The following is a 23,028-nucleotide window of genomic DNA, read 5'->3' on the forward strand; positions in this document are numbered from 1 at the left end:
GGTTAGACCAGCCCAGAAAAGGTTAATTAGAAGTTAAGAATAAGGAGGTTTTATTTAAATAAAATCTTTCGATGAGCAATCTGGAAATTTTTCCGGACATCTTTCTGTGCTCATCCATCAACGTTTTCAATCGATTATTTTTAACTTCATAATGAAAAGATGAATACAATTTTGTGGATAATACAGGGGCTTCTCTCCGCATTTTTTATTTTGCCGGGTTATGGAAAAATTGCAGGAAGTAAAGAAAAGCACATCGCAGACGGACATTTGAAACCGAGCAGCTCTATAATACCAATTCGAATTTTAGGAGTTCTGGAATTATTAGGATGTATCGGCATTATAGTCCCATGGCTTTCTGGCATCGCGCCAATTATGACACCTATGACAGCAGCAGCCTTTTGCTCAATCATGTTAGCGGGTATGGTTGTTCACGTCAGGCAGAAGGAATACAAAATGCTCCCAATGTTGATGATAGTTTTTATCCTATCAGCAGTTGTTGCATATTTTAGGTTCGCTGCTCTGGATTCACAATAGGGAATAGCCGAATTGAACATAACGATACCTAGCGAAATGGTCGTCAACTGCCATTCACAGCCGTCAGTTTAAGAGCACTGCAAGCTGCTCTTAAACTAGCGCAATTTCGGCTAACTTACACAGATCTATATACAAAAAGTTCGAGTTTGGTACCATAGGGATCACAAGCAACTTACAAACCTCGCGCTAGTCGCGGGGTTTTGTTTTTTAGTCGAGCGTTTAGTTGAGTTCCTTTTATATAACCCCGATTTCTTTCCCGTACTTTATACAGGTTAATTACCCTTTACTAAAGTATATTATCTGTTACATAATCCTTAGGGCCTAAGTTTTAAACTCTTGTTCTAATTGTCCTTTATTTCTTGGTGTTTTTGTCTGTTATTTTTAGCAGGCAGTTTTTCTCGGTTGCTTTCTTTTTAGCAATATCAGGGGGTGGAGATTGCTTCACGGCATCTTTGTTTGCGGCTTGAAGAAATGGATTGTCATCAATTTTCGTACTGCATTTGTTTGCAGTTTGAAGAAAAGGATCGGTGGTAATGTTTGATGTGGCGGCTGCCTGGAAAATAGGGGCAATAGCGCTTCTCATGCCAGCCGTAGCTGCAGCTAAAAAATGAAGATAGCAGACGCCTCTAACTCTTATTTGCAATTCAAATCATTATCCTGGATGACCTCTAAGTCACACTATTTTAAGTTTGTTTTTTTGAAAATCGGAATATTTTATATTGCTATTCATTTTAAAAAATTTTTGTCAAAAAAAAATTGTCAACTTCAATAAATAAATCCTATATTCATATTGATCAACTTGAAATAACCTGGAAAAAGCAGCTTCATTTGATTGGACAAAAAAGTTTTTTATAGCTCAGTTTCTTTTAGTTTGTAAACCAGTTTGTATTAACCATTCAATAAGTCCATTAAAGAAATCCAATTGTCGTATCTAAGAAATGTACTGAGTTACGGCTGTTGAGGTTTACTCCATATAACAACGGTTGATATAGATTGTATCTGAAATAAGAAATAAAATCAGGAGATACAGCATCAATTGAGATCCCCAAAGAACCTCATAGAGCAGTTAACTCAAAAATAATATAATTGTTGTTAAGACTGGTTTGTAATGCCTGTTAAGCCCTAAGTGTACTGTATATTGATACTTCAATTATTAACAGTGATAATCTCCAAAGAACAACCGGAAGTCATTATGATCTTTTCATATTGATCCGGCTTTTAGCGCCGTTAATACTTAATGTAAACCTGTTATGCCTTAAAAAAAGTTATACGGATGAATACCAGATAAGAATACTTTCAACATCGATTTAATCCAGTAGCATTGATTAAATTTTTTATTCTTTAGCTCCTAAAATGTTAATCCTTATGAAAAGATTTAAAATGTCATTAGTCATGACGCCGTTTGCTGGTTTATCATGCACCAGACTAAGAAACGCGCTATCAAACAATCCCGGGAAGTTTATTTTCCGGCTAAATTACCCACGAATATTCTTTTCGCAATAATGACCTCACTACAGCGGAACAGGTTTAATAAATGATGATCCGCCCGAAGCATTCCTCATTTTTCAAAAAGCCATGTAAGAAATGTCTTCTGAGGTTGGGTCATTCCAATTATTTGATCCATACTTGTGCTGATAAATCCTATCGATTTATTAAAGACGGTTCTCTTTTGTTTCATACCAAATCATGCCCCTTTTTCATGCTCTTTCTCCTTCTTTGAATATATTTTGTACAACTTTTTTGTTACCCACATCTTTTCATCCCAAATTCTTAGTTTAAAAAACCACCGGACTATTGTTGTAAGAAAGCAACATAATAACATCAAATATAATCTCAAAATATGCCACAAATCACCACTTACACTGTGGATGCCGCGAAACGCCGCATCATCACAGTTGAAAACATGGAAGAGTTAGGAATAACACCTAACTTAATTCAGGATTTTTTGAATAAAAAAGTACCTGAATTAAAAAGGGTTAAAGTAGATCAAAAAGGAGTACCTGTGCTGGATAGTAAAAATCAACAAATCCCGTTATGGCCAGTAGGGGTTTCTATAAACGATCAGAAATTTGGTAATTTCCCTGATCCGAACGCTGCACAAAGAGGATGGATCGGATTTTTCGAAATTGGAGCCCCCTTATTTGAAGAAAGGTCGAATATCATTCCACCCGTTGCGGACGTAATATCTACCAGGACCTATGACAATAGATCTGCTGAGGTACGTCAGTTTTCCGACACTATTGAATTTACTATAGAAAATACCATCTCCTGGACTTTATCAACTACGGGAAGTGCTACTTTTGGCGGATTGGTTGCCGGGGAACTTCAAGGACAAATTTCACAGACTATACAGACGATTTTGACAGAGAGTTTGACTAATAGCCTACAAAATCTTACCGGCAATGTTACCAAACAAAACCATCATGATCATAATCATAAAGACGATATAGGTACTGAAGATGAATCTGGTGCTGAAAGTAAATCGGAAGTTACTACAAAAACGGATATTGCTTCCACCAATTCAAACATGGTAAGTTTCACAGGAACAGGTACTGCTATCGGTCGTGGAGAGTTACATGCAGAACTAGGGCTTTCTTTGACGGGCACAATTTCTGGTACAGTAACAACATCATGGAATTCAAGTTCTAATGTTTCAGGTAGTATTTCTCCCAACTCCCGCGTTGAAACCACAGCAACACAAAGGCGTCAGGTGAAGCAATTTACCTATGAAATACCCATTACGTTTGGTGGATATATTGCATTGAATTATGACGACTTAGTTCTTCCTATTGCGGATGGGAATGGACCGCCACTTGCAAGTACTAATTATTTAACTCCGTCTAAAGTAATTCCTGTTAATATATCTTATTTGCAGCTTGTAGAGTCAAGTAAATTATACAGAGCAAAAGGAATGGCAGAAACAGTATCAGTTCTGGATGTAGTCCATGCTATTTTTGACACTAAGCCGCTTTATAGAGATGCTAATCAAAAATTTGGAACAGAGCGTCCTCATAATTTGTAAAATTAATATAACTTATCTAAATACAACAATATGGCATTTCAAGATATTTTCAATTTTGCCCGCAGTTTATCTGGTGGGGGAAGTACAGCAGAAGAGCAACTTTCTGGATTCATACCAAAAAAAGAAAATGAATCAGTCAGTGTCGCTCCTCACGATCCGTTTAAACCAGAACAACCAGTTCAACAAGATCCGAAAATCGTGAGAGAAACTTCTCCACAATCCAATATAGTATTCAACTTCATCAAATCAGTGACGGCTGATATTAACCAATGTGGTAACAGCGTGGAAACATCGATGGCTAATCCTTCGACGGTAGTTGATCCTGGTGCAGGAGTGATGGGTAAAGCCAGAGAGACTTCTGATAAGGTTAAGAATGATACTCCGGTTTCCGATACAGTAGTGACTCCTCCTCCTAAACCTAAGAATGAGAAACCAGAGGCATGGAATCCTGATAAATAGGCTAAAAATAAGTATCTAATCAGGTGTTTTTTATTAAAAAAACCGGTGGGTCCTAAAAACCCGATAGATATGCTAAGTTACTAGTTCAGTAGTTTTTTAAAATATGAATTTGGGATGAAAAAATGTGGATAACAAAAAAATTATGTAGAAGGTATTCAAAGGAGGAGCCGGACCACTAGAAATTTCAAAGCCTGCGACCAGCGCAGGCTTTATTCATTTACGCTCTTTTTTACTCAATTAAAGCCGCAGATTCTACGCAGCATTTTGACCTCCCGGCATTTTAGAGATAAAACCAGGCCATTGGGGATTAGCGTCATATAATAGTCCTATCGCCATTCCATAGGATCGCTGTCTGCCGGCACCCGGTTGTTTCTTTTTCCTTGTTGCGGAAAGTGAAATACTGCATTATTGTTTTCTACATTATAGGCATTCCCGTCGGCAGGCATAATAGAAATTCCCCATACGCTGCTGCCCAGTGCGATGCCCTGTCCTGAGCCGCCGATGGTCCAGGGTACTCCCACGGATTGTATCAGGTCGGAGCCGAAAGCCAGCAAGGCGCCATCGGGTGAAAAGGCGGGAGCGCCTTCTGTTTCATTACCCTGGGTAATCTGCTTCAGCCCGGAGCCATCGGCGTTGATCATCCAGAGATGGGCATTGTCGTCGCCGGGCATAGCGCCCATAAATACCAGGCTGGTACCCGCATTGTTCGCTGCCAGTTGGCTAATCATATTGAAATTATTGAAAGAGGCAATCCTGCGAAAGTCGGAAAAGGTGGTGTTGCTCCTGTACAGGGTTTTGTTAATAGTGAAGAGCAATGTATTATCAGGCATCCACTGCAGATTGCCGGTGAAACTCCCGGAGGTGGCGTATATGTTGTACAGGGCGTTTCCCTGGGTATCTACGATAAATATTTTCCCATTGTAAGGAGCTGTAATGGCAATCATAGCGCCATCAGGAGAAAAGATGGGACGGGTAGCATTGGCGTAGCCGCTGTACCATTTGAAAGAGGAGAGTACGGCGCCACTATTAGCGTCTCTAATTTTGTATAAATCGTAGTTCCGGTTATTGGGATCGTCCGGATCAGATGTTTCCAGTATTTTTTTCCCATCGCGACTAACATCCCAATAATACCGGCTCACATCATAGGGAAGTACCTGGGTTTTCTTACCTGTTCTTACATCCATTTTAAATATTCCTTCATTGGTGTCGTGGAAATAGATACTTCCGGTGCCTTTACCGGTACCGCCGACGCCATTATTGCCATCACTTTTTTTACAGGAAAAGGAGGCCGCTATCAAAAGGGGTGCTAACCAAATAAGAACTTTTTTCATATCTTTTACATACTGTATGTTAGGTAAAAAGTATGCTGCTAAATTCCTGATAAATGGAATGGCAGACAATTGGAGAAAATATTCATTCTCAGCTCCATAAAAACCGGTAGAAAAACTTAGGGAAAACAGTGATGTTTTCCCCGAAAAGAAAAGCGGACTTTTATCCATGATTTTTAAAACCATTCGGATGTACGCAGTAAGAGGTGGAATATTGTTACTATGGACGATGCTGGTATCGTTTGAAGCTATTGCGCAGCAACGCATCATGGTGGATACAGCCAGGGCACGGGCTCTATTTATGGCGGGAGACAGTATTGCCGGCAGTGATACCGCATTGGCGTTAACCTACCATCAGCAGGGGTTGCGATTGGCGGGAGATGACCCGTTCTATACCGGGTTGGGCTATTTTTACCTTGGTCGGTTGTACATGGATGATGACCCGCAGCGTGGCGCTGCTGCTTTTAATAAAGCCATTTCCTTGCTGGAGAAAAGAGAAACGCCTTTGTCGTGGCACTACCAAAGCCGTGCCTGGGCCAATCTGGGGGTGATTGCACAGGGCGAAAGTGATGACCGGAAATTTACAGACATCATCCTGAATAAAGCAATCCCCCTGGCCATGAAATCGGGTGACAGCGCTGCCATGGCCAGAGGATATACGAACCTGGCCATTTCTTTTCTGAATGCGGGTAATCATGCAAAAGCCATCCTCTATAGCATGCAATCAATTCGTATCTATCAGCGCAACCAGGCAGGCGAGCCCCGGCAGATTGATAATTTTACCAATCTTGCTAAAATTTATATTGAGCAACAGGCATATCAGCAGGCCCGGAACTGCCTGGATAGCGCCCATGCTTATGTGATGGCTAATCCTGGATCACTGTATGCCCCTTATTATTACAGTATCAATGCCCAGTATTTTATCAATACAAATGATTTTAAACAGGCAACATTTAATATCGATGAAGGGCTGGCAGCTACGGAGAAATTGAACAACCGTCATTATGCCCAGATACTGCTTTATCAGAAAGCCCGGCTGATGGAAAACTTGCACCATATCGCCGCAGCAAGGGATATTTTATTGAAGATGTACCGGGAATATAACTTTACTGCGGCAGACCGGCGACAGCTCTATCATGATCTCTCCGGGTTGGAGGCGGAATTGAGCCACCCGGCGGATGCCTATCAATGGTTGAAAAAGTATGTGGCTATTTCAGACAGCCTGAATGAAACCACCACCAGAATACAGATAGCGGGATTGGAAACAAAGTATAATCTGGCACAAAAGGAAAAGGAACTACTGGTGATCCGTGGCCATGCCAAAACACAACAAATGATTATCTGGGGTGTTGTGCTTGTACTGATACCTGTTTTGCTGTTTTTTATATATTTCTATAAGACAAAAAAATTAAGGGCCGAACAGGCGGTACAATCCCTGCAACAGCAGCAGCGCACGGCTTTAACCCAGGCCTTGCTGCAGGGAGAAGAAAAAGAGCGTTCCAGGATGGCCCGCGATCTGCATGATGGTTTGGGGGGAACACTGGCAGCGGTAAAATTGAACCTTACGAATGCTTTGCGGGACAACCCTGTCGCCGAAATGAAGAAGGTGATTGTACAGCTGGATGATTCAGTGTCGGAGTTACGGCGTATTGCCCGTAACATGATGCCGGAGGCACTCCTTCGCTCAGGGCTGGAAACTGCTATCACAGACCTCTGTGGGTCTTTGTCCGGCGAAAACCTGCAGGTCGATTTTAGTGCTATCAACCTCCGTACGGATATCCCAAAGCCAACCCAAATCATCATTTATCGCATCATCCAAGAGCTGCTGACCAATGTAATCAAACATGCCGAAGCCACTGAGGCGCTAGTGCAATGCAGCCAAGAGGGGCCTGTCGTTTATATTACGGTGGAGGACAATGGCAAAGGGATGGATACGGCAGTAGCCGCCGGCAAGCGGGGTATTGGCCTGGACAATATCCAAAACCGGGTGGAATTTTTGAAAGGTAAAATGGAATGTAGGTCGTCGGTAGGCAAAGGCACCATTATCAATATTGAATTACATGTAGATGAAAACAAGTAGTATTTCGGTAATTATTGTGGAGGATCATGTCATTGTTGCGGAAGGACTCAACAGTATTTTAAGCAGAACTGAAGGCATACAGTTAACCGGCGTCTTTCCCGGTGCGGAAGAAGCGTTGCTGTTCCTGGAGAAACAGGATACGGACCTTGTACTATTGGACATCAGTTTGCCGGCAATGTCGGGACATGACTTTTGTCGTCTCGTAAAAAGTAAATATGCCGATATCAAAGTCATTGCCCTTACCAATCACACCGAAAAAAGTGTGATACTGGAAATGCTGGACAGCGGGGCTGACGGCTACCTGCTAAAGAATATATCCAGGCAGGAACTGGTGGAAGCCATCTTCCAGGTGATAGACAACCGTTTCACTATGCATCCGGCGCTGCAACAAATTATTTTTTCACCAGGTCATTCCCGTAAATCGTATCCCCGGCTCACTACCCGGGAGCGTGAAATATTACAATTGGTGGGCACAGGTATCACTACCCATGCTATTGCTGATCAACTGAGCATCAGTACCCAAACGGTAGATACGCACCGGAGGAATTTAATGCAGAAATTCAACGTGGGCAATGCTGCGGCACTGATTAAGAAAGCCGTAGAAGCGGGCCTCTTGTAGTGGTTTAAAGCTGCTTTAATGTTCAATCAGTCGTTTGTTTGGTAATGAAAAAGTATATCAGAGACAGGCTACCCTGACAAGTACCACAGGATTATTGTATATTAGATCAGCGGAGTGCTGAGGGATCAGGATTTATAAACCATAACATCTGATTTTAATCCATACATGAACCATTACCGGCAATATTATCCATCCATGCAACTGGCGGACTTTATAGAATGCTACTGGGTGCTACATGCACCGGCCAGGACCATGGATGTACCTGACCGCTTAATACCCGGAGGCCGTGTGGAGTTAATCTTTAATTTTGGTTTGCCGGCAGATTGGTTGATCACTGCTGACAATCCGCAGGGTATCCGTCAGCATGGGCCGGTAATTATGGGACAGCGCAACCAGATTTTTTATGTAAAAGGTAAGGGAGAAACCAGCATACTAGGCGTTCGTTTTAAGCCAGGAGGCATGACAGCATTTACCAATATGCCAATGGCTGATTTATTAAATACCCTGTTACCGGCGGAGCTGCTATTGGGAAAAGCAGTAAAAGGACTGGAAACCCAGTTGTCAGACTATTCGACTGATGATAAGCGGATACAACTACTGGATACTTTACTGAAAACCGAACTAAAAAATACACCAACGGACCTGCAGGTGGTTAACCATTCCATAGACATACTGCGAAACACCCCGGATGATATATCCATTGACACTATCTGCCGGCAAACAGGTTGGTACTATAAAAAACTGGAGCGGGTTTTCCTGAAGAATGTCGGCTATACCCCTAAGCATTACCATAGAGTATTGCGTTTCAATAAGGCGGTCAGGTATATGCGAACTACCCAAACCTTAACGGATGTCTGTCATGTATGCAATTACTTTGACCAGGCGCATTTTATTCGTGAGTTCCGGTTGTTTACCGGCACTACTCCCAGTCAGTTTAAAAAGGAGAATAACAGAGTAGCGGATTTTCTCATAAAGCACCAACCTGTCTAAAATATACAATTCTACACCGGAAAAACCGCATAGCTTTGACAATAATACTAAATTCATATCATGTCGGACTTAAAACCGGTTTCGAAAGCACTGTTAGCCGCAGGAGTGCTTTTTGCGGGAATTTGCTGGTATTTATCCTTTAGCCTGTCTGCACACATTTGGTGGTTATTATGGGTGGCGCCGGTTCCTATACTGTATTTTTCTTTACGAGTTAACAGCAAATGGGCATTTTTAATCGCTTTTACGGGTTACTTAATAGGTAGGCTTAGCTGGCTGCCTTATTTACAAAGTGTTATGCCGTTACCCCTGGCGGTTATGTTTACCCTGCTATTTCCGCTGATTTTTGCCTTACAGGTGATTGCTGCAAGAAAACTAACGCTCACCTATCGGCATTGGTCCGCTGTATTTGTGCTCCCTGTTTTGGTTACCACGATGGAATATATCTCCTTCCTTACCAGCAGGGATGGAACGGCGGGCAGTATTGCCTATACGCAATGCGATTTTTTACCAGTAGTACAGGTAGCTGCTTTGACAGGCATACAAGGGATCACCTTCCTTGTTACTTTTTTCCCGACAGCGGTCGCGCTCATTATCTATCGGTATCAGCGAAACCAGTCTATCCGGACACTTTCCCTGGTAACCTTGAGTATTCTTTCAGCGGTAATCGTGTGGGGAGTGGTGCGTTTGAATCACATGTCTCCTGCTACTCAATCATTACGGATAGGTATGGTTACCATTGATAAACAGGCCTATCACCAGCAGGATACAAAAGGAGAAGACAGAGATATGTACCTGGCCAACCTCTACCTGCGCCGCGTAGGGGAATTAGTAAAGCAGGGGGCAAAGATGGTGGTGTTTCCTGAAAAAATGTTTACCGTAAGAGACAATCGCCGGGCGGGTTTTATCCGGCAGTTTAAAGATACGGCCATAGCACATCAAATAGGCATCGTAGCCTGTGTGACACTGCAAAAAGGAGACTATTACGAAAACAGGGCCTGGGTGATCGGGGAGGATGGAACTTTGCTGGCAGATTATCAAAAAGTACATCTATTTGCAGGAGAACTCCTGGACAGCCTGAAACCAGGAAAGGAACCCGGTTTGTTTCTCAGGAACGGTGGCACAGAAGGGGTGGCTATTTGTAAAGACATGGATTTTCAGCAAGATATCAGCAGGTACGGCAGCTCAAACTGTAATGTTTTATATGTGCCGGCCTGGGACTTTGAGCGGGATGGCTGGCTGCACAGCCGGATGGCAATAATGAGATGCGTGGAAGGCGGTTATGGCATGGCGAGAAATGCCAGGCACGGCAGACTGACTATCAATGACTACTGCGGCAGGGTTTTGTATGAAGCCAATAGCGACAATGGCACGCCCGCCTTGTTGTCAGGCAATGTTAATATCCAGCATCATGCCACATTGTACAACAAATGGGGGGATTGGTTCAGTTTACTAAACGCCATTGCAGCCCTGGTAAGCCTTCTATTGTTGGGTTATCCAATTGCCAGATCAGAGAGATAGTGGTAACGCGAACGTGCCCCCTCATACCATCTGAATCACTTCATCAATTGTGTGGGTTGTCAACACCGCATGGCCGGGAGTTATTTTTCATTATAAGCATTAAAATCGCCATAGATTTACACTCAAGTGTAGGGTTTTAAAGGAAAAAAGTCAGGATTTTTGGTGAAAATCAAAATATGAACCTATCAAGTACTGACACTAAAGATCTGCTGAAAAGAAAAAGCAGGATTCAGGGAATACTAGCAGGATTCCTGGTACTGTGCATCATAACGATCGTATGTGTTTTGATGATTAAAGAAAAGAAGGTGGTGTATATAGCCCCGATGTTTTCATTGTCGCTGGTCTTTTTCCCTTTATTTCAACAGCTGAAAGCTATTAAAAAAGAGCTGCAATCCCGTGCAGCAGCTTCAGCTAAATAATTTTCTACGATGAATTGCAAATCATGTAATGCGGCTGTTGCTGATAAGTATTGTGGACACTGCGGCTATCCGGTAGCATTGAAGCGAGTGGATAGCCATTATATCATTCATGAGGTGCAGCACGTGCTGCATTTTGAGAAGGGAATATTGTATACGATCAGAGAGCTGTTGGTCCGCCCCGGAATAAATATCAGGAGGTTCCTTACAGAAGACAGGAGCCGGCTGGTGAAACCAGTCCTTTTCCTTGTCATATGTTCGCTGCTGTATACGCTGGTTACCCATTTCTTTCATATCGAGCATGACCATTACGTAGACGGGTCTATACGGCACGAAACCTTTGCAGCCCTTACCACATGGATAGAAGGGCATTACGGCTATGCCAATATCATCATGGGCCTTTTTATCGGCGCCTGGCTGAAATTGTTTATGCGCAAAAGCGCGTACAATTATTATGAGGTATTAATCATGTTATGTTTCGTGATTGGCACGGGGATGTTGATATATACGTTGTTTGCAATGGTGCAGGGAATCAGCGGAAAAAATATGAAGCTGACATCGGAAGTGGTATCGCTGTTATACAGCATGTGGGCTATTGGCCAGATATTGGGTGGAAAGAAGATAAAGGGATATGTTTTGTCACTGGTGGGTTATATATTAGGCATGGGATCGTTCTGGTTAGCAGTAGAATTATTGGCGTGGACAATAGATAGGTTCAATGACTGAAAGCCCGAGGGGGCTTTCAGTTGGCATTGTTTCGTAAAGACGAACTATCTTTTTTCGGACTACCCCTGGTGAGTTTTGATAAAAGCCTGCCTTATTTTACCACTTCACTCACAAAAATCTCAGGAATGGCATTGGTATAGTTGGCAAAATCCGCACGGATCGCATCTATATTTGGAGCAATAGCCGCCCGATACTCACTTAAACTTTTTACATAAAAAGTACCAATGGCCATAAAAGGTAATGGCTGGTCAGGAGCACCGGCGGAAAGTCCCTTTTCAATAGTGTATTTAACCAGATTTGCCCCTAAAAAACCCGCTACCATGGGCATGTGCTTAGTTTCATAGTACTCCATATTAAAGGTTTTACCTTCAGCATAAGGGTACAGGATGGACACCTTAATCAGGCCTTTTTCATTAGCAGTCATGTTGTGGGTTTTAGATTTCTCAGATGGCTTTGCCTGGCTAAATGCTGCAAAACAAGTGGTCAAAAGCAAAAATGATAGAATAAGTTTAAACTTCATGATCCGCAATTTTAAGTTGTCTAGTATTTAAATTGTCAATTACTTTCGTTGATGTAGCCCACAGAAAAATCAAAAATACATATCGCCAAAGCTCCTTACTTTTTCCTTATCGTTTTATTCATCAGCGCATCAACGGCAGGAAGGAAATTATCTTTCCCTTTCAGTTCGGTCTCTAAAAAACCGACTGTTAACTGTAAAGCTGAATGATAACGCTGATTAACAGGGCAATTGCCCGCCTTTTTTACAACCAGGGAAAAACAATCAAAATCCTCATGTTGGATAGAGTCAATCGTGAAAATATGAGCTTCTTTAACATGGTCTGACACAAAATCATAAACTGAATCCTTTTTCCCAGACCCATTTGACGGCGAGCTTTCCATCCTTAAATACGGAATGGAAAATTGAAGGTTTTTAAAATCATCACTATTTTTTATCGCTTCAAAGTCCATATCCTCATTTCCATAGTGATGAAACTCCGATCCTTCCAGAGAAACCATGCACTTCACCTTCGGCAGTTTTCCTGCTAAAATTGCGCCTGACAGCCCACCCCAGCTATAACCGACTATGGCAATGCTGTTGGTATCGGCATTGGGATTTTTTTTCAGTTCCTTTACCGCTGCTACGGCATCATAGACCTGCTCCATCAGATCTTCTTTTTTTGTAGTCATATCACCGGGGAAACGGCCAATTGAACTTATTGACACTACAATAAACCCCTTTTGGGCCAAAGATTCAAACATTGAAAAATTCTCATAGCTCATTCCATTAAAAGCGGTCATGTAGACCACTATAGGAAACCTCCCCGAGGCGGCTGCAGCATTTTTGAAACTATTGGTTTTGAACCGGAGAAGACTTGTTGAATCAGCACACTTAAATGTAGTACAGAAAAACTGAGCGAACTGGCCGGATATTCCGTCACCGACTTTAGACCCGGAATAATAATTTGCCCTGGTTTCCAGCAACCTAAATAAGTCTCTGACCAGGAGTTGCGTATCTGCCTCAGCGTGATATGCAGGATACCAGATATCCAAATCGATGGGCCTGTGATGCAGAGCGTCTGTTACATCAGTTCCTGGCTTAAATATTCTTGATGTATCGCTGGTATGAACAAACGTAACCCCGGCATCATAAGACACCGATGTCTTCTTTTCTTGTGAACAGCCAATTACTATCATCAAAAAAGCTACAGCAAAATATTTCATACGGGTTTTTCTTTAACTGACCATAGATCATGTTGAAAAAACTGATGTCAATCCCTATAAATATAAATAATTAGTCTGGTTATAAGCTACTGAGTGGCAATTTTGGAATTTTTGTTTAATCTTTGGCGGATATGAAAATATGCACATTCGTTTTATTATATCTGCTTGCAGGAGTTTTTCCGGCAAGGGGGCAGTCCCACTGGCGTATAGTGAAGCAGGAGTTACTCTTTAAGGACCCTCCTTTTAATAACTGTCACGCTTCTACGCTTGCGGAAGATGCCGGCGGGGGCCTGCATATCGCCTGCTTCGGAGGAACGCACGAAGGCGCGAAGGACGTGGTGATCTGGGAAGGGTTAATCCCGGCACATGGCAGTGTTTCTCCAGGCGTTGTAGCTACCGGCATTTTACACGATACGGTCCGTTATCCGTGCTGGAATCCGGTTTTGCTGCCGTTGAAGAACAAGCTGGTGCTATTTTACAAGATAGGGCCCAATCCACGCGAATGGTGGGGAATGATGAAAACGTCAGCGGACAACGGCCGTAGCTGGTCGGCCGCTACACGCCTGCCTGACAACGTAATCGGGCCCGTGAAAAACAAGGCTTTGGTATTGGGAGATAAGGTGCTATGCCCGTCCAGTGTGGAAGAGGAAGGAGGCCACTGGAGAATCCAGATAGAACAGACAGATGTTCATTTTCGCCACTGGAAGATCATCCCCATAGATACCGGTTCTGCACTGGATGTGATACAGCCGAGCATACTGCGCTACGATAAAGGGAAGTTGCAGCTGCTGTGCAGGAGTAAACAAGGAAAGGTTGTACAATCATGGTCAGCAGATAATGGAGCCACCTGGTCATCTTTAAGCGAAACATCCCTGCCTAATCCCAACTCAGGCACGGATGCGGTGACATTAAAAAGTGGCTTGCAACTGATTGTCTATAATCCTGACCTGCCGGGCAAGGATTGGTTTAATGGCCGCTCCCGCCTGCGCGTGGCGGCTTCCCGCGACGGTGTGCAATGGAAAGATATCTTGGTACTGGAAGATGGGACCACTGAGGAATTCAGCTATCCAGCCATTATACAAACCCGCGATGGACAGGTGCATATTACCTATACCTACGACCGGAAAAATATCAAGCATGTGGTGCTGCAGGAGCAATAAGCCAGGAAACAGCGCAGGAAATGACTATGAGCTGTTTATTATTGTACCGTATAATCTTTTACGTCCACTTCCGATAACCTGAAATATCCGTAAGCAAAGTTTTCGAAATGGGTCTGGTTGATGATATTTCCTCTCACCGACCCTGGCGTTGCCTGAAACGGGCCACTGCCGGCCCCGGACGCAGCCAACAATTTCCTGAAATAATCATAGTATCTCCTGGAGATGCCATACAACCGGATGTTTATCTTATCTCCGGCCTTCAGGTCCTTGTCAGAGAAATATTCCTGCATCATTTTGCCCTGGCTGTTTTCGTCATCTTTCGCTTTGTAGTCCGGATACACTGATACAGGTGACAGAATACGGTGCAGATAATAATTTGCCTCATTGCCATTATCCTGGTACGTATATTTTATTTCCACTTCATCACCACCGAATCCGCCTTTGTCGTTTTGTTCGATATTATTTTCAATGTCCGGAACACCAATACAGGTCTCAGTGGCGGTGTAAACTTCTGCATTTAAAACTACTTTTAATGCATAAGTCTCCCCGATAACCGGGTGGAAATCGGAGCAGATATATTCTCCCGTACCGGGATTTTCTACAAAACTAAAGACAGCATTTTCCGAATTTGTAATAACGATATCCGCTCCGGACACCGTTGGAAATGTTGTACTGTAATATCCGGTGGTGGTGGAGAGCCTGATTTTCTGCTCATGCCCTGTCGTACCCTTTATCCAATCAATTGACGCGTCAATGACCAGTTTCGGCGCTGCTGTCTCCAAATCCACGTCAATCACCTTTGTGCAGGACAGCAGAAAAAATACACATACAACAACCAGGTATTTAAGAATATTTTTCATTTGATACTATTGGCATTAAAATTTGAAATTATAGGTCACACCGGGCACGATACCGAAAATCGATATCTTCTTTGCCTCACTCAACCCTGTCTCCCTGTTTTGCTCGAACATAAGAGCAGCGGCGTTGTTTCTGCCATAAACATTGTAAATACTGAACACCCACTCCCCTTTCCATCTTTTTTTACTGTCAGGCTTTGGTGTGTAGGTGGCCGATAAATCCAAATGATGATAAGCCGGCAGCGAATTGGCATTTCGTTCTCCGTAGTTGGCAATCGTAATTCCCTGATACTGGTATTTGCCGATGGGATAGGTGGCCGCTTTTCCCGTCTGATAGGTAAACATCCCGCCGAAGCTCCATTTTTTCGTCAGTTGGTAAGCGGCTGTCAGGGAGAGGTTATGCGTTTTATCGTAATTGGCGCGGTACCATTTTCCATTGTTAATGCCGGTCTCTTCGGCATTTCGTCCCGGAGTACGTTGCTCCGCTTTAGAAAGGGTGTAGGAAAGCCAGCCTGTCAGTTTGCCGGTATTCTTCTTCAGCATCATCTCCAGTCCATAAGCCCTGCCCTCTCCGTTTAGCAGTACCTGCTCTATGGCTTTGCGGGCAATTAATTCCGCGCCATCGATGTAATCTGCTTTGTTTTTGATTTTCTTGAAAAAAGCCTCCGTTTCCAGGGAATATTTTCCATTGCGAAAATTGCTGAAATAGCCCAATGCCACCTGGTCCAGGATTTCGGGTTTCAGGAATTGATCACTTGGCGCCCAGATATCCAGCGGGGAGACAGAAGCTGTGTTGGAAATTAAATGGATATACTGGCTCATCCGGTTGTAACTCGCTTTAATGGACTGGTTGTCATTGATAGCATAGGAAACCGCCAGACGAGGTTCTAAATTTCCAAAATCAACGATTTTCTGGTTTTTACTGTAGTACGTTGTACCTATAGGTGTTCCTTCTTCATAAATCTGCATATGTGGATTGAATACCACCGCCTGGTCATTGGCGTAATTATTTACATGCTGTTCCCCCAACCGCAGGAAATTGCTGTAGCGCAGCCCATATGTCAATGATATTTTGTCCGTGAGCTGCTGTTCGGCACTGAGATACAAGGCATTTTCCCAGGCATATTTTTTTTCGATCTGGTCGGGGTTGACAGGCGACGTAGCATCCAAAGGCTTGATGGAACCAGGATTGAACTGGTAATAAATGGAATTGATGCCATAATTCAGGACCAGCTTATCAGACAGGTGATGATTAAAATCATACTTAAAATTATAATTACGGATGTCCGATGCCCAGTCAATGCCAACATATTTTATCTTCAGGCCATAATCGTACTTACTGTAAATAACTGATGCATTGGAAAAGAATTTATCGGAAAATATATGGTTCCAGCGGAGATTAAAGAATGAATTTCCATAATCGTTGCTGAAAAAATTGCTGAAATCCATATTATCCTTACCGAAATATCCTGAAAGGAAAAGCCTGTTATTATCATTGAGCTTAAAGTTCAGCTTGGCATTTAAATCATAAAAGGAAATAGAATTCGGTTTGTCTGCCAGTTTCAGGAATAAATGGGCATATGAAGCGCGACCGGCCACCACGAACGAACTCTTTTCTTTAACAATAGGGCCTTCTGCCAACAATCTGCTCGAAACCACGCCAATGCCGCCCGACAGGTGATATTCTTCGTTATTGCCTTCTTTCTGATAAATATCCAAAACAGCAGACGTACGTCCACCGAAGTTAGCAGGTATGCCTCCTTTATATAATTTCAAATCTTTAATCACATCGGCATTAAAAACGGACAGAAAGCCGAACAGGTGTGATGTATTGTAAACAACGGCTTCATCCAACAATACCAGATTACCGTCCACCGACCCGCCCCTCACGTTAAAGCCTGTTGCCCCTTCCTGTGCAGTAGACACGCCCGGCAGCTGCAGAATAGCTTTTAAAACGTCCACTTCTCCCATAACAGCCGGCATCTTTTTGATGGTAGCGATAGAGAGCTTATTCACACTCATTTCCGGTTTCCGGATGTTATTTGCGGAGCCACTGCTTTTCACCACTACTTCATCCAGGGTTTTGCTTTTCTCCGCCAGCGAAAAATTTTTCCTGATGTTGGCTGTAAGGGAGATATGTTCTTCTATCGTCTCAAATCCTATACAGCTGACAATGATTGTATATTCCCCTTTGGGCAGGGTGATGGAATAAAAGCCATACGCATTGGTGACGGATGAGGCCTTTACTCCCGGAATAAAAATGCTGGCACCGATTATTGTTTCGGTGTTCGATTTCATGGTGACAATTCCGCTCAAGGTGACTTTCTCCTGCGAATAGACCTCAAATGAAAGGATTATAAGCAGCAGTACAGAAATGATCTTATATCTCATCCTTTAAAAACATTTTAACAGTTGTAATTGGACACAAAACTATTTCTTTGGATAACTGTCTTTTTATAATTATATTAAGTGTGATATCTTTTATAGCAAGGAGCGTAAGGGCACTACAAAATATATTTCCTGCCTTAGGCGTTTTTGCAATACTTTCTGCTTTCGTATAAAAAGCATGCATTTTCGTATAAAAGCAGATCAGACCAGTGCTTTAAACATTAAGTTTATTCCAGACAACTTGATAAATGAATGATTTTAGCCATCAGCAGCTTATTAGCGAAAACGTGCTGTTTCGTTTCCTGATCTCACCTGACCTCAGAATATTCCGGCATCTGCTGTTTATTGCTTTTATAGCAATTGTGCTATACAACAGCACGTCCGTCATTGCCAGCCCGATAGCCGTATTTGCATACTTTATTATATTATTTTATGTAAATATGTATGTATTGGTGCCGAGGCTTTTGTTCAGGAACAGAAGCATTAAATACTGTTTGTCTGTGATCGGCATCCTGGTTATCATGGCTGTTTGTGGCTATTTTTTCAATCCTTTCAACAAAGCAAACGGGCTGAACATCCCTCTTTTTTCCTTCCTTACCGCGCTGCTGTTAGCCGCCTCTTCTTCCATAAAATTGTTTCAGAAGGGAATGATGGACAAACAATTGATCTACGAGCTGGAACAGTCAAAAACCGTTGCAGAACTGGAACAATTAAAAAACCAAATCAATCCGCATTTTTTGTTTAATATGCTAAACAACGCCAATGTTCTAACGAAGAAAGACCCGGAGAAAGCCTCGCAGGTTTTAATGAAACTGAGCGACCTGCTTCGCTACCAGCTTTATGACAGTGCAAGGGACAAGGTGCTGTTGACGTCGGACATCCGTTTCCTGGAAGATTTTCTAAACCTGGAGAAAGTACGGCGGGACAGTTTTGATTTCCTGATTTCAAAAGAGGGAAGTTTGAGCGGCGTGCAAATTCCGCCATTGTTGTTTATTTCGTTTGTGGAAAATGCAGTAAAGCACAACAATGACGTAACAAAACCATCTTATGTAAATCTGTATTTTGATGTCCGGAACGACGAGCTTTTCTTTAAATGCGTCAACTCCAAGCCGGCACTCAAATCTGCCAATAACACCGGCGGATTGGGACTAACGAATATCAAACGGAGACTGGAACTTTTGTTCCCGGCAACACATAGCTTACTTATAGAAGATGACCCGGAAAGGTATTGCGTGACGTTGACCATCAAGCTACGGGCTGCCTAGCAGCGAATGACTATTCATTATATAGTAAAGCGCATAACATTATGAACTGTATCATTATAGATGACGAACCACTGGCAAGGGAAGCCATAGCGATGCTGGTCCACCAAACGGATAATTTAGATTTAATCGGTTCGTTCAACAGTCCCGAAACCGCCAAAGACTTTATAGAAAACAATTCAGTCGAATTAATTTTCCTCGACATACAAATGCCGGGAATCAACGGAATTGAGTTTGCCAGAACTATTCCGAAAGAAACATTTGTGATTTTCACCACTGCCTACGCTGAATTTGCTACCGACAGCTACGAAGTAGACGCCATTGACTACCTGATAAAACCCATAAAATTAGAACGTTTTCAGAAGGCGGTCGACAAAGCCCACACCTACTCCAAATTATTCAAAGCGGATTACGGCCATAACAATATAGAACAGATAGCAGACGATTTTTTCTTTGTGAAAGCAAACCGGAGGATTTTTAAAGTCTATTTCAATAATATACTTTTTATCCAGGGTTTAAAAGATTATGTGGTGATGCACAGCGAAAACCAGAAAGTAATTACGGCGATGAATATCAAAACCATCTATGATCAATTACCCAAAGATATGTTTGTGAGAGTCAGCAAGTCTTATGTCATCAATGTAAAGCATATTGATTCTGTGGATAATAACACGGTGTACATCGGAGCCAATGAAATCCCCATCGGAGGTATTTACAGGGATTTCTTTTTTAATGAATTTGTAACGAAAAAGATAGTGGGAAGATAGTTAACACAAAGCCACTTAAATCCTGCGATTCAAGCGGCTTTGCTGTTTTTATGATAGAAATGTAAATCAGGCCATTCTTTCCTGGACAGGCTTCAGCTGATATGCCTTGTAAAAGAAGCGGTCAGCCTCATGCTGATCTGCGGCAAAATTCATCACCTCCACAATTTTCCCGTCCTTGATTTTCCACAACAGGCACTATAACATCGCTGTATAATATGATAATTTATGGAGCGCCTTTTGATAGGTTTCATCAATCATCAAAACAGGATACTATATGAACCACGACCATAAAGCCATACTGGAAAAGGCAAATGCAGCCGTCGCTGCAGGGGACAATGAAGGTTTTCTGTCTTTCTGCACTGACGATACGACATGGACATTTGTAGGTGACAGGACATTACAGGGGAAAGAAGCTGTCCGGCAATATATGACAACAGCCTATGCGGAGCCGCCAAAATTCATGGTCGAAAACCTGATTGCCGAAGACGATTTTGTTACGGCTATTGGTAAAATCAGCATGAAGAATGAAAAAGGGACCCTGGTCCATTATGCCTACTGTGATGTATGGCGGTTCCGTGATGGCAAAATGGCCGAATTAAAGGCTTTTGTCATTGAGGTTATCTCAGTTGCCAAATAATTCTGCCAGTTTTTTATTCAGTTGTTCCCCGCGAAGATTCATGGCAATAATATGCTTATTTTCATCCAACAGGAAGTTTGCTGGTACCGCGCGGATACCATATTGGCGTCCCACCTCATTATTCCATCCTTTCAGATCGGATACATGGAGCCATGGGAGCTGATCTTTAGCGATGGCCTCCAGCCATTTGTCCTTATGATCGTCCAATGAGACTGCAATTACTTCAAATCCCAGGTTTTTATATTTCGCATATTGTTTGGTGAGGTTCGGGTTCTCTGCCCGGCAGGGACTGCACCAACTGGCCCAAAACTCCACCAGTACATATTTGTTTTTCAGATCATCCAGGCGTAACGGTTTACCGTTTATGTCGGTCTGGGTAAACCTGGGCGCCGAAGCACCTACATAGATAGTTTTGGCCGCAAGGATGCGTTGTTGCAGCTCCCTGCCGGGGTCGCTCATACGCAGCCTTTCACTCATGCTGTTAAAGATCGGCTCTATCCTGTTCACATCCACGGGGGTGCCGGTTCCTTCTGATAAGGCCACCATGCCGAAGTAGGAGTCGGGATGTTTTTTTGCGTATTCGATTTGCGCATTCGCCCGGTCAGCCATGCGCTTCCTATAGGTGGCATTGATCCGGCCAAGGAACGCAGTATCCTGCCGCTGTGCAGGAGTTGCCGAACTTACCTGCCCATTGGCCCACTTGTTCAGGTCCATAATAGTACCACCAATGGCTGCGTTATACGCCTGAAATTCATCGTATACTTTAGAACCGGTGAAGCTGGCATTCGCCAGTGAATCTGCAGCGGTGATCTTGATTTTTTCCGCCCCAAAATAGAAGTAAATCACGTCGCCGGTATAAACGGCTTTCTGTTTTCCTCCTCCATCATGGCTCAGCGCCATGCGTGCGTAGGAATAACCGGAGCTGACACCGCTGAAGGTGAATTTACCATTTGTAACGGCGGCACTGTCTTCCTTTCCTACGCCATCGCTCATATAATCGATATAGGCCATGGCAGGAGTATTCAGTTTACCGATATTCCCTTCAATACGAAAGGTTCCTTTCTGCGCCTGGCTGGCTAACGGCAGACTGATAGCTGCCAGTATTAAAATGTTTTTCATCACGCTTTATATTTAATTTTTTGATACAATATCTACCGGAGCGCCGGGGATTCCATCTACATGACCGGTAATGCTTCCATTCTTACCAACACTTACATCCAATGCCACAACGCTGCCTTCTACTCCAGCTGTGAGCGTATTGCCGTCAGTGCTCAGTTTCAGCATGGTCACCTTTTTGCCATTAAAATTGGCATCCAACGGGCGTAAATCTTCGTTAACAGGATTATACCGGTAGATTTTATCATTGGAGGTGAAATAAAATATATCCACTGCGGAGCGTTGCCAGCGGCTGCCGGCTGTTAGTAATGCAGCACCCTTAAATACGCGTTTCCGTGTAGGCAGAATTGTCCGCAGGTCATAGTTGGCCATCTGCACGGTAAATGTATATTCGTATACGTTTCCGTCGGCCGCCCTGTAATATGCATAGGATACACTGGGGATAGCCTGCATGTAAAGCAGCACGCCGGGGCCCAGATCAGCAGGATTAAATGCGTTTCCTATCACCTGGTAATCACTTCCCATAAAATTGCCACCACCGTCAAAAGTCACAAAACCATGACGTATGGTGTCGAATGCAAAAAAGAAATTATACCGGCTGTAGAAAGGGGCCAGGTAATAGTTTCCTGTCTGCATGCTGGAAAATTTACCAAAGTCCGGCGCGAAAGGCGCCGTAGTAGTGATACTGAGGTACAGTTTACCATTGACAATTCCCGTTGGTATGCCTTGTGCGCCATTAAACACCTGCGTTTCCATGGCCGCAGGAGGGTTAAAGAATTGTTCTCCAAAATAACGTTTACGTAGCATGGTACTGCCATCGATTATAACGCTTTGTTTTGAAGGGTCTTTACAGATCACCCAATAGTCCTCTACACTGTTTTCCTGGTATGCGAGTGGTTTTGCAAACAGCTGTACCGGGTTGGCCGGGAGATCATCGTTGTGCAATGCATGGTACAAGTCGGGATTCACCGTACTGTCGGGCCGTATAAATGACAGACGGGTAACCCCTTTATCTATACTTAATACAGTTGCTCCTTTGGCGAACCGGGTACCGCCGCTGATCTTAAATTTGTAGAAATATTTAATTCCGTTTCGTTTATCCGTTATGGTGATCTTGGCATCGCGGACCATCGGTTTCAGATTATACACTATTCTTAAAGGATAACCTGTATAGTGGTCAGATCTGGCTTCCTCTGCAACGAGGATGTCCCAATCGAATGTGAGGTCCGTGGAGGGATTGCCATCTGCAAGCGTCACCAGCGGGCTAATAACCAGTGAATCACCTACGGTTGCAGCTATAGTGCTGTCTGCAATACCATGAAGTACCGGCTCTGAGGGTACAGTATATTTATAGTTCCCCAGGTCTTTTTTACAAGCCATAATGACGCAGGCAGATAAAAAAATGATAATTATTCCTTTATACATAG

20 protein-coding genes are annotated in these 23,028 nt (G+C 43.2%); 12 read left to right on the forward strand and 8 right to left on the reverse strand.

The window, feature by feature from the left end:
- Positions 1–159 precede the first annotated feature (159 nt).
- Positions 160–534, forward strand: coding sequence for a DoxX family protein (locus HGH92_RS03760; RefSeq protein WP_168869412.1), 375 nt, complete (start codon positions 160–162; stop codon positions 532–534).
- Between the two features lie 352 nt (positions 535–886).
- Here HGH92_RS03760 and HGH92_RS03765 read toward each other — a convergent pair whose 3' ends face one another.
- Positions 887–1,177 carry a hypothetical protein gene (locus tag HGH92_RS03765; protein WP_168869413.1) on the reverse strand — a complete coding sequence of 97 codons (291 nt, stop codon included), beginning with the start codon at positions 1,175–1,177 and terminating at the stop codon, positions 887–889.
- 1,197 nt (positions 1,178–2,374) lie between these two features.
- Between HGH92_RS03765 and HGH92_RS03770 the strand changes: the two genes are divergently transcribed.
- Together HGH92_RS03770 and HGH92_RS03775 are read left to right on the forward strand one after the other, a co-directional pair.
- Positions 2,375–3,556, forward strand: a complete 1,182-nt coding sequence (locus tag HGH92_RS03770; protein ID WP_168869414.1) for a hypothetical protein — start codon at positions 2,375–2,377, stop codon at positions 3,554–3,556.
- A gap of 30 nt (positions 3,557–3,586) precedes the next feature.
- Positions 3,587–4,015, forward strand: coding sequence for a hypothetical protein (locus HGH92_RS03775; RefSeq protein WP_168869415.1), 429 nt, complete (start codon positions 3,587–3,589; stop codon positions 4,013–4,015).
- A 326-nt stretch (positions 4,016–4,341) separates the two neighbouring features.
- Here the strand turns inward: HGH92_RS03775 and HGH92_RS03780 are convergent, their stop codons facing one another.
- Complete coding sequence (locus HGH92_RS03780) at positions 4,342–5,346, reverse strand: TolB family protein (protein ID WP_168869416.1); 1,005 nt, start codon at positions 5,344–5,346, stop codon at positions 4,342–4,344.
- Between the two features lie 187 nt (positions 5,347–5,533).
- Here HGH92_RS03780 and HGH92_RS03785 point away from each other — a divergent pair, with 187 nt between their 5' ends.
- The 5 genes from HGH92_RS03785 to HGH92_RS03805 all read left to right on the forward strand — a co-directional run bounded on the left by HGH92_RS03785 (position 5,534) and on the right by HGH92_RS03805 (position 11,692).
- On the forward strand, positions 5,534–7,423 hold the full coding sequence (locus HGH92_RS03785) for a tetratricopeptide repeat-containing sensor histidine kinase (RefSeq protein ID WP_168869417.1): 1,890 nt from the start codon (positions 5,534–5,536) through the stop codon (positions 7,421–7,423).
- The gene (locus tag HGH92_RS03790) at positions 7,410–8,042 is read left to right on the forward strand and encodes a response regulator (RefSeq protein WP_168869418.1); all 633 of its coding nucleotides are present in this window, start codon (positions 7,410–7,412) and stop codon (positions 8,040–8,042) included. Before HGH92_RS03785 ends, HGH92_RS03790 begins: the two co-directional genes overlap by 14 nt.
- 165 nt (positions 8,043–8,207) lie before the next feature.
- Positions 8,208–9,032, forward strand: coding sequence for a helix-turn-helix domain-containing protein (locus tag HGH92_RS03795; protein WP_168869419.1), 825 nt, complete (start codon positions 8,208–8,210; stop codon positions 9,030–9,032).
- 60 nt (positions 9,033–9,092) lie between these two features.
- Positions 9,093–10,550 (forward strand): nitrilase-related carbon-nitrogen hydrolase, encoded by a 1,458-nt coding sequence (locus HGH92_RS03800; protein ID WP_247654823.1) that lies wholly within the window; start codon positions 9,093–9,095, stop codon positions 10,548–10,550.
- Between the two features lie 506 nt (positions 10,551–11,056).
- Positions 11,057–11,692: a DUF3667 domain-containing protein gene (locus HGH92_RS03805; protein WP_317166406.1), complete on the forward strand. Its 636-nt coding sequence runs from the start codon at positions 11,057–11,059 to the stop codon at positions 11,690–11,692.
- 91 nt (positions 11,693–11,783) lie between these two features.
- On the opposite strand, the gene HGH92_RS03810 is transcribed toward HGH92_RS03805, so the two are convergent.
- Together HGH92_RS03810 and HGH92_RS03815 are read right to left on the reverse strand one after the other, a co-directional pair.
- Complete coding sequence (locus tag HGH92_RS03810; RefSeq protein WP_168869422.1) at positions 11,784–12,212, reverse strand: EthD family reductase; 429 nt, start codon at positions 12,210–12,212, stop codon at positions 11,784–11,786.
- Between the two features lie 95 nt (positions 12,213–12,307).
- Positions 12,308–13,414, reverse strand: a complete 1,107-nt coding sequence (locus HGH92_RS03815; protein ID WP_168869423.1) for an alpha/beta hydrolase family protein — start codon at positions 13,412–13,414, stop codon at positions 12,308–12,310.
- 131 nt (positions 13,415–13,545) lie between these two features.
- On the opposite strand from HGH92_RS03815, the gene HGH92_RS03820 reads away from it, so the two are divergent.
- Complete coding sequence (locus tag HGH92_RS03820) at positions 13,546–14,574, forward strand: sialidase family protein (RefSeq protein WP_168869424.1); 1,029 nt, start codon at positions 13,546–13,548, stop codon at positions 14,572–14,574.
- 38 nt (positions 14,575–14,612) lie between these two features.
- Here HGH92_RS03820 and HGH92_RS03825 read toward each other — a convergent pair whose 3' ends face one another.
- Positions 14,613–15,434, reverse strand: coding sequence for a DUF4249 domain-containing protein (locus HGH92_RS03825; protein ID WP_168869425.1), 822 nt, complete (start codon positions 15,432–15,434; stop codon positions 14,613–14,615).
- A gap of 15 nt (positions 15,435–15,449) precedes the next feature.
- Positions 15,450–17,822, reverse strand: a complete 2,373-nt coding sequence (locus tag HGH92_RS03830; RefSeq protein ID WP_168869426.1) for a TonB-dependent receptor — start codon at positions 17,820–17,822, stop codon at positions 15,450–15,452.
- Positions 17,823–18,067: 245 nt separating this feature from the next.
- On the opposite strand from HGH92_RS03830, the gene HGH92_RS03835 reads away from it, so the two are divergent.
- From HGH92_RS03835 to HGH92_RS03845, 3 genes are all read left to right on the forward strand, one after another.
- Positions 18,068–19,084: a sensor histidine kinase gene (locus HGH92_RS03835; RefSeq protein WP_168869427.1), complete on the forward strand. Its 1,017-nt coding sequence runs from the start codon at positions 18,068–18,070 to the stop codon at positions 19,082–19,084.
- Positions 19,085–19,125: 41 nt separating this feature from the next.
- On the forward strand, positions 19,126–19,848 hold the full coding sequence (locus HGH92_RS03840; protein WP_168869428.1) for a LytR/AlgR family response regulator transcription factor: 723 nt from the start codon (positions 19,126–19,128) through the stop codon (positions 19,846–19,848).
- A gap of 274 nt (positions 19,849–20,122) precedes the next feature.
- Positions 20,123–20,485, forward strand: a complete 363-nt coding sequence (locus tag HGH92_RS03845) for a nuclear transport factor 2 family protein (RefSeq protein ID WP_168869429.1) — start codon at positions 20,123–20,125, stop codon at positions 20,483–20,485.
- Here the strand turns inward: HGH92_RS03845 and HGH92_RS03850 are convergent.
- Both HGH92_RS03850 and HGH92_RS03855 read right to left on the reverse strand, forming a co-directional pair.
- Positions 20,471–21,604 carry a TlpA disulfide reductase family protein gene (locus tag HGH92_RS03850; protein ID WP_168869430.1) on the reverse strand — a complete coding sequence of 378 codons (1,134 nt, stop codon included), beginning with the start codon at positions 21,602–21,604 and terminating at the stop codon, positions 20,471–20,473. The two genes, HGH92_RS03845 and HGH92_RS03850, sit on opposite strands and share 15 nt — an antisense overlap.
- A gap of 12 nt (positions 21,605–21,616) precedes the next feature.
- Positions 21,617–23,026, reverse strand: coding sequence for a PKD-like family lipoprotein (locus HGH92_RS03855; protein WP_168869431.1), 1,410 nt, complete (start codon positions 23,024–23,026; stop codon positions 21,617–21,619).
- Positions 23,027–23,028: the final 2 nt, after the last annotated feature.

It is taken from the genome of Chitinophaga varians (assembly GCF_012641275.1).
Classification (GTDB): domain Bacteria; phylum Bacteroidota; class Bacteroidia; order Chitinophagales; family Chitinophagaceae; genus Chitinophaga; species Chitinophaga varians_A.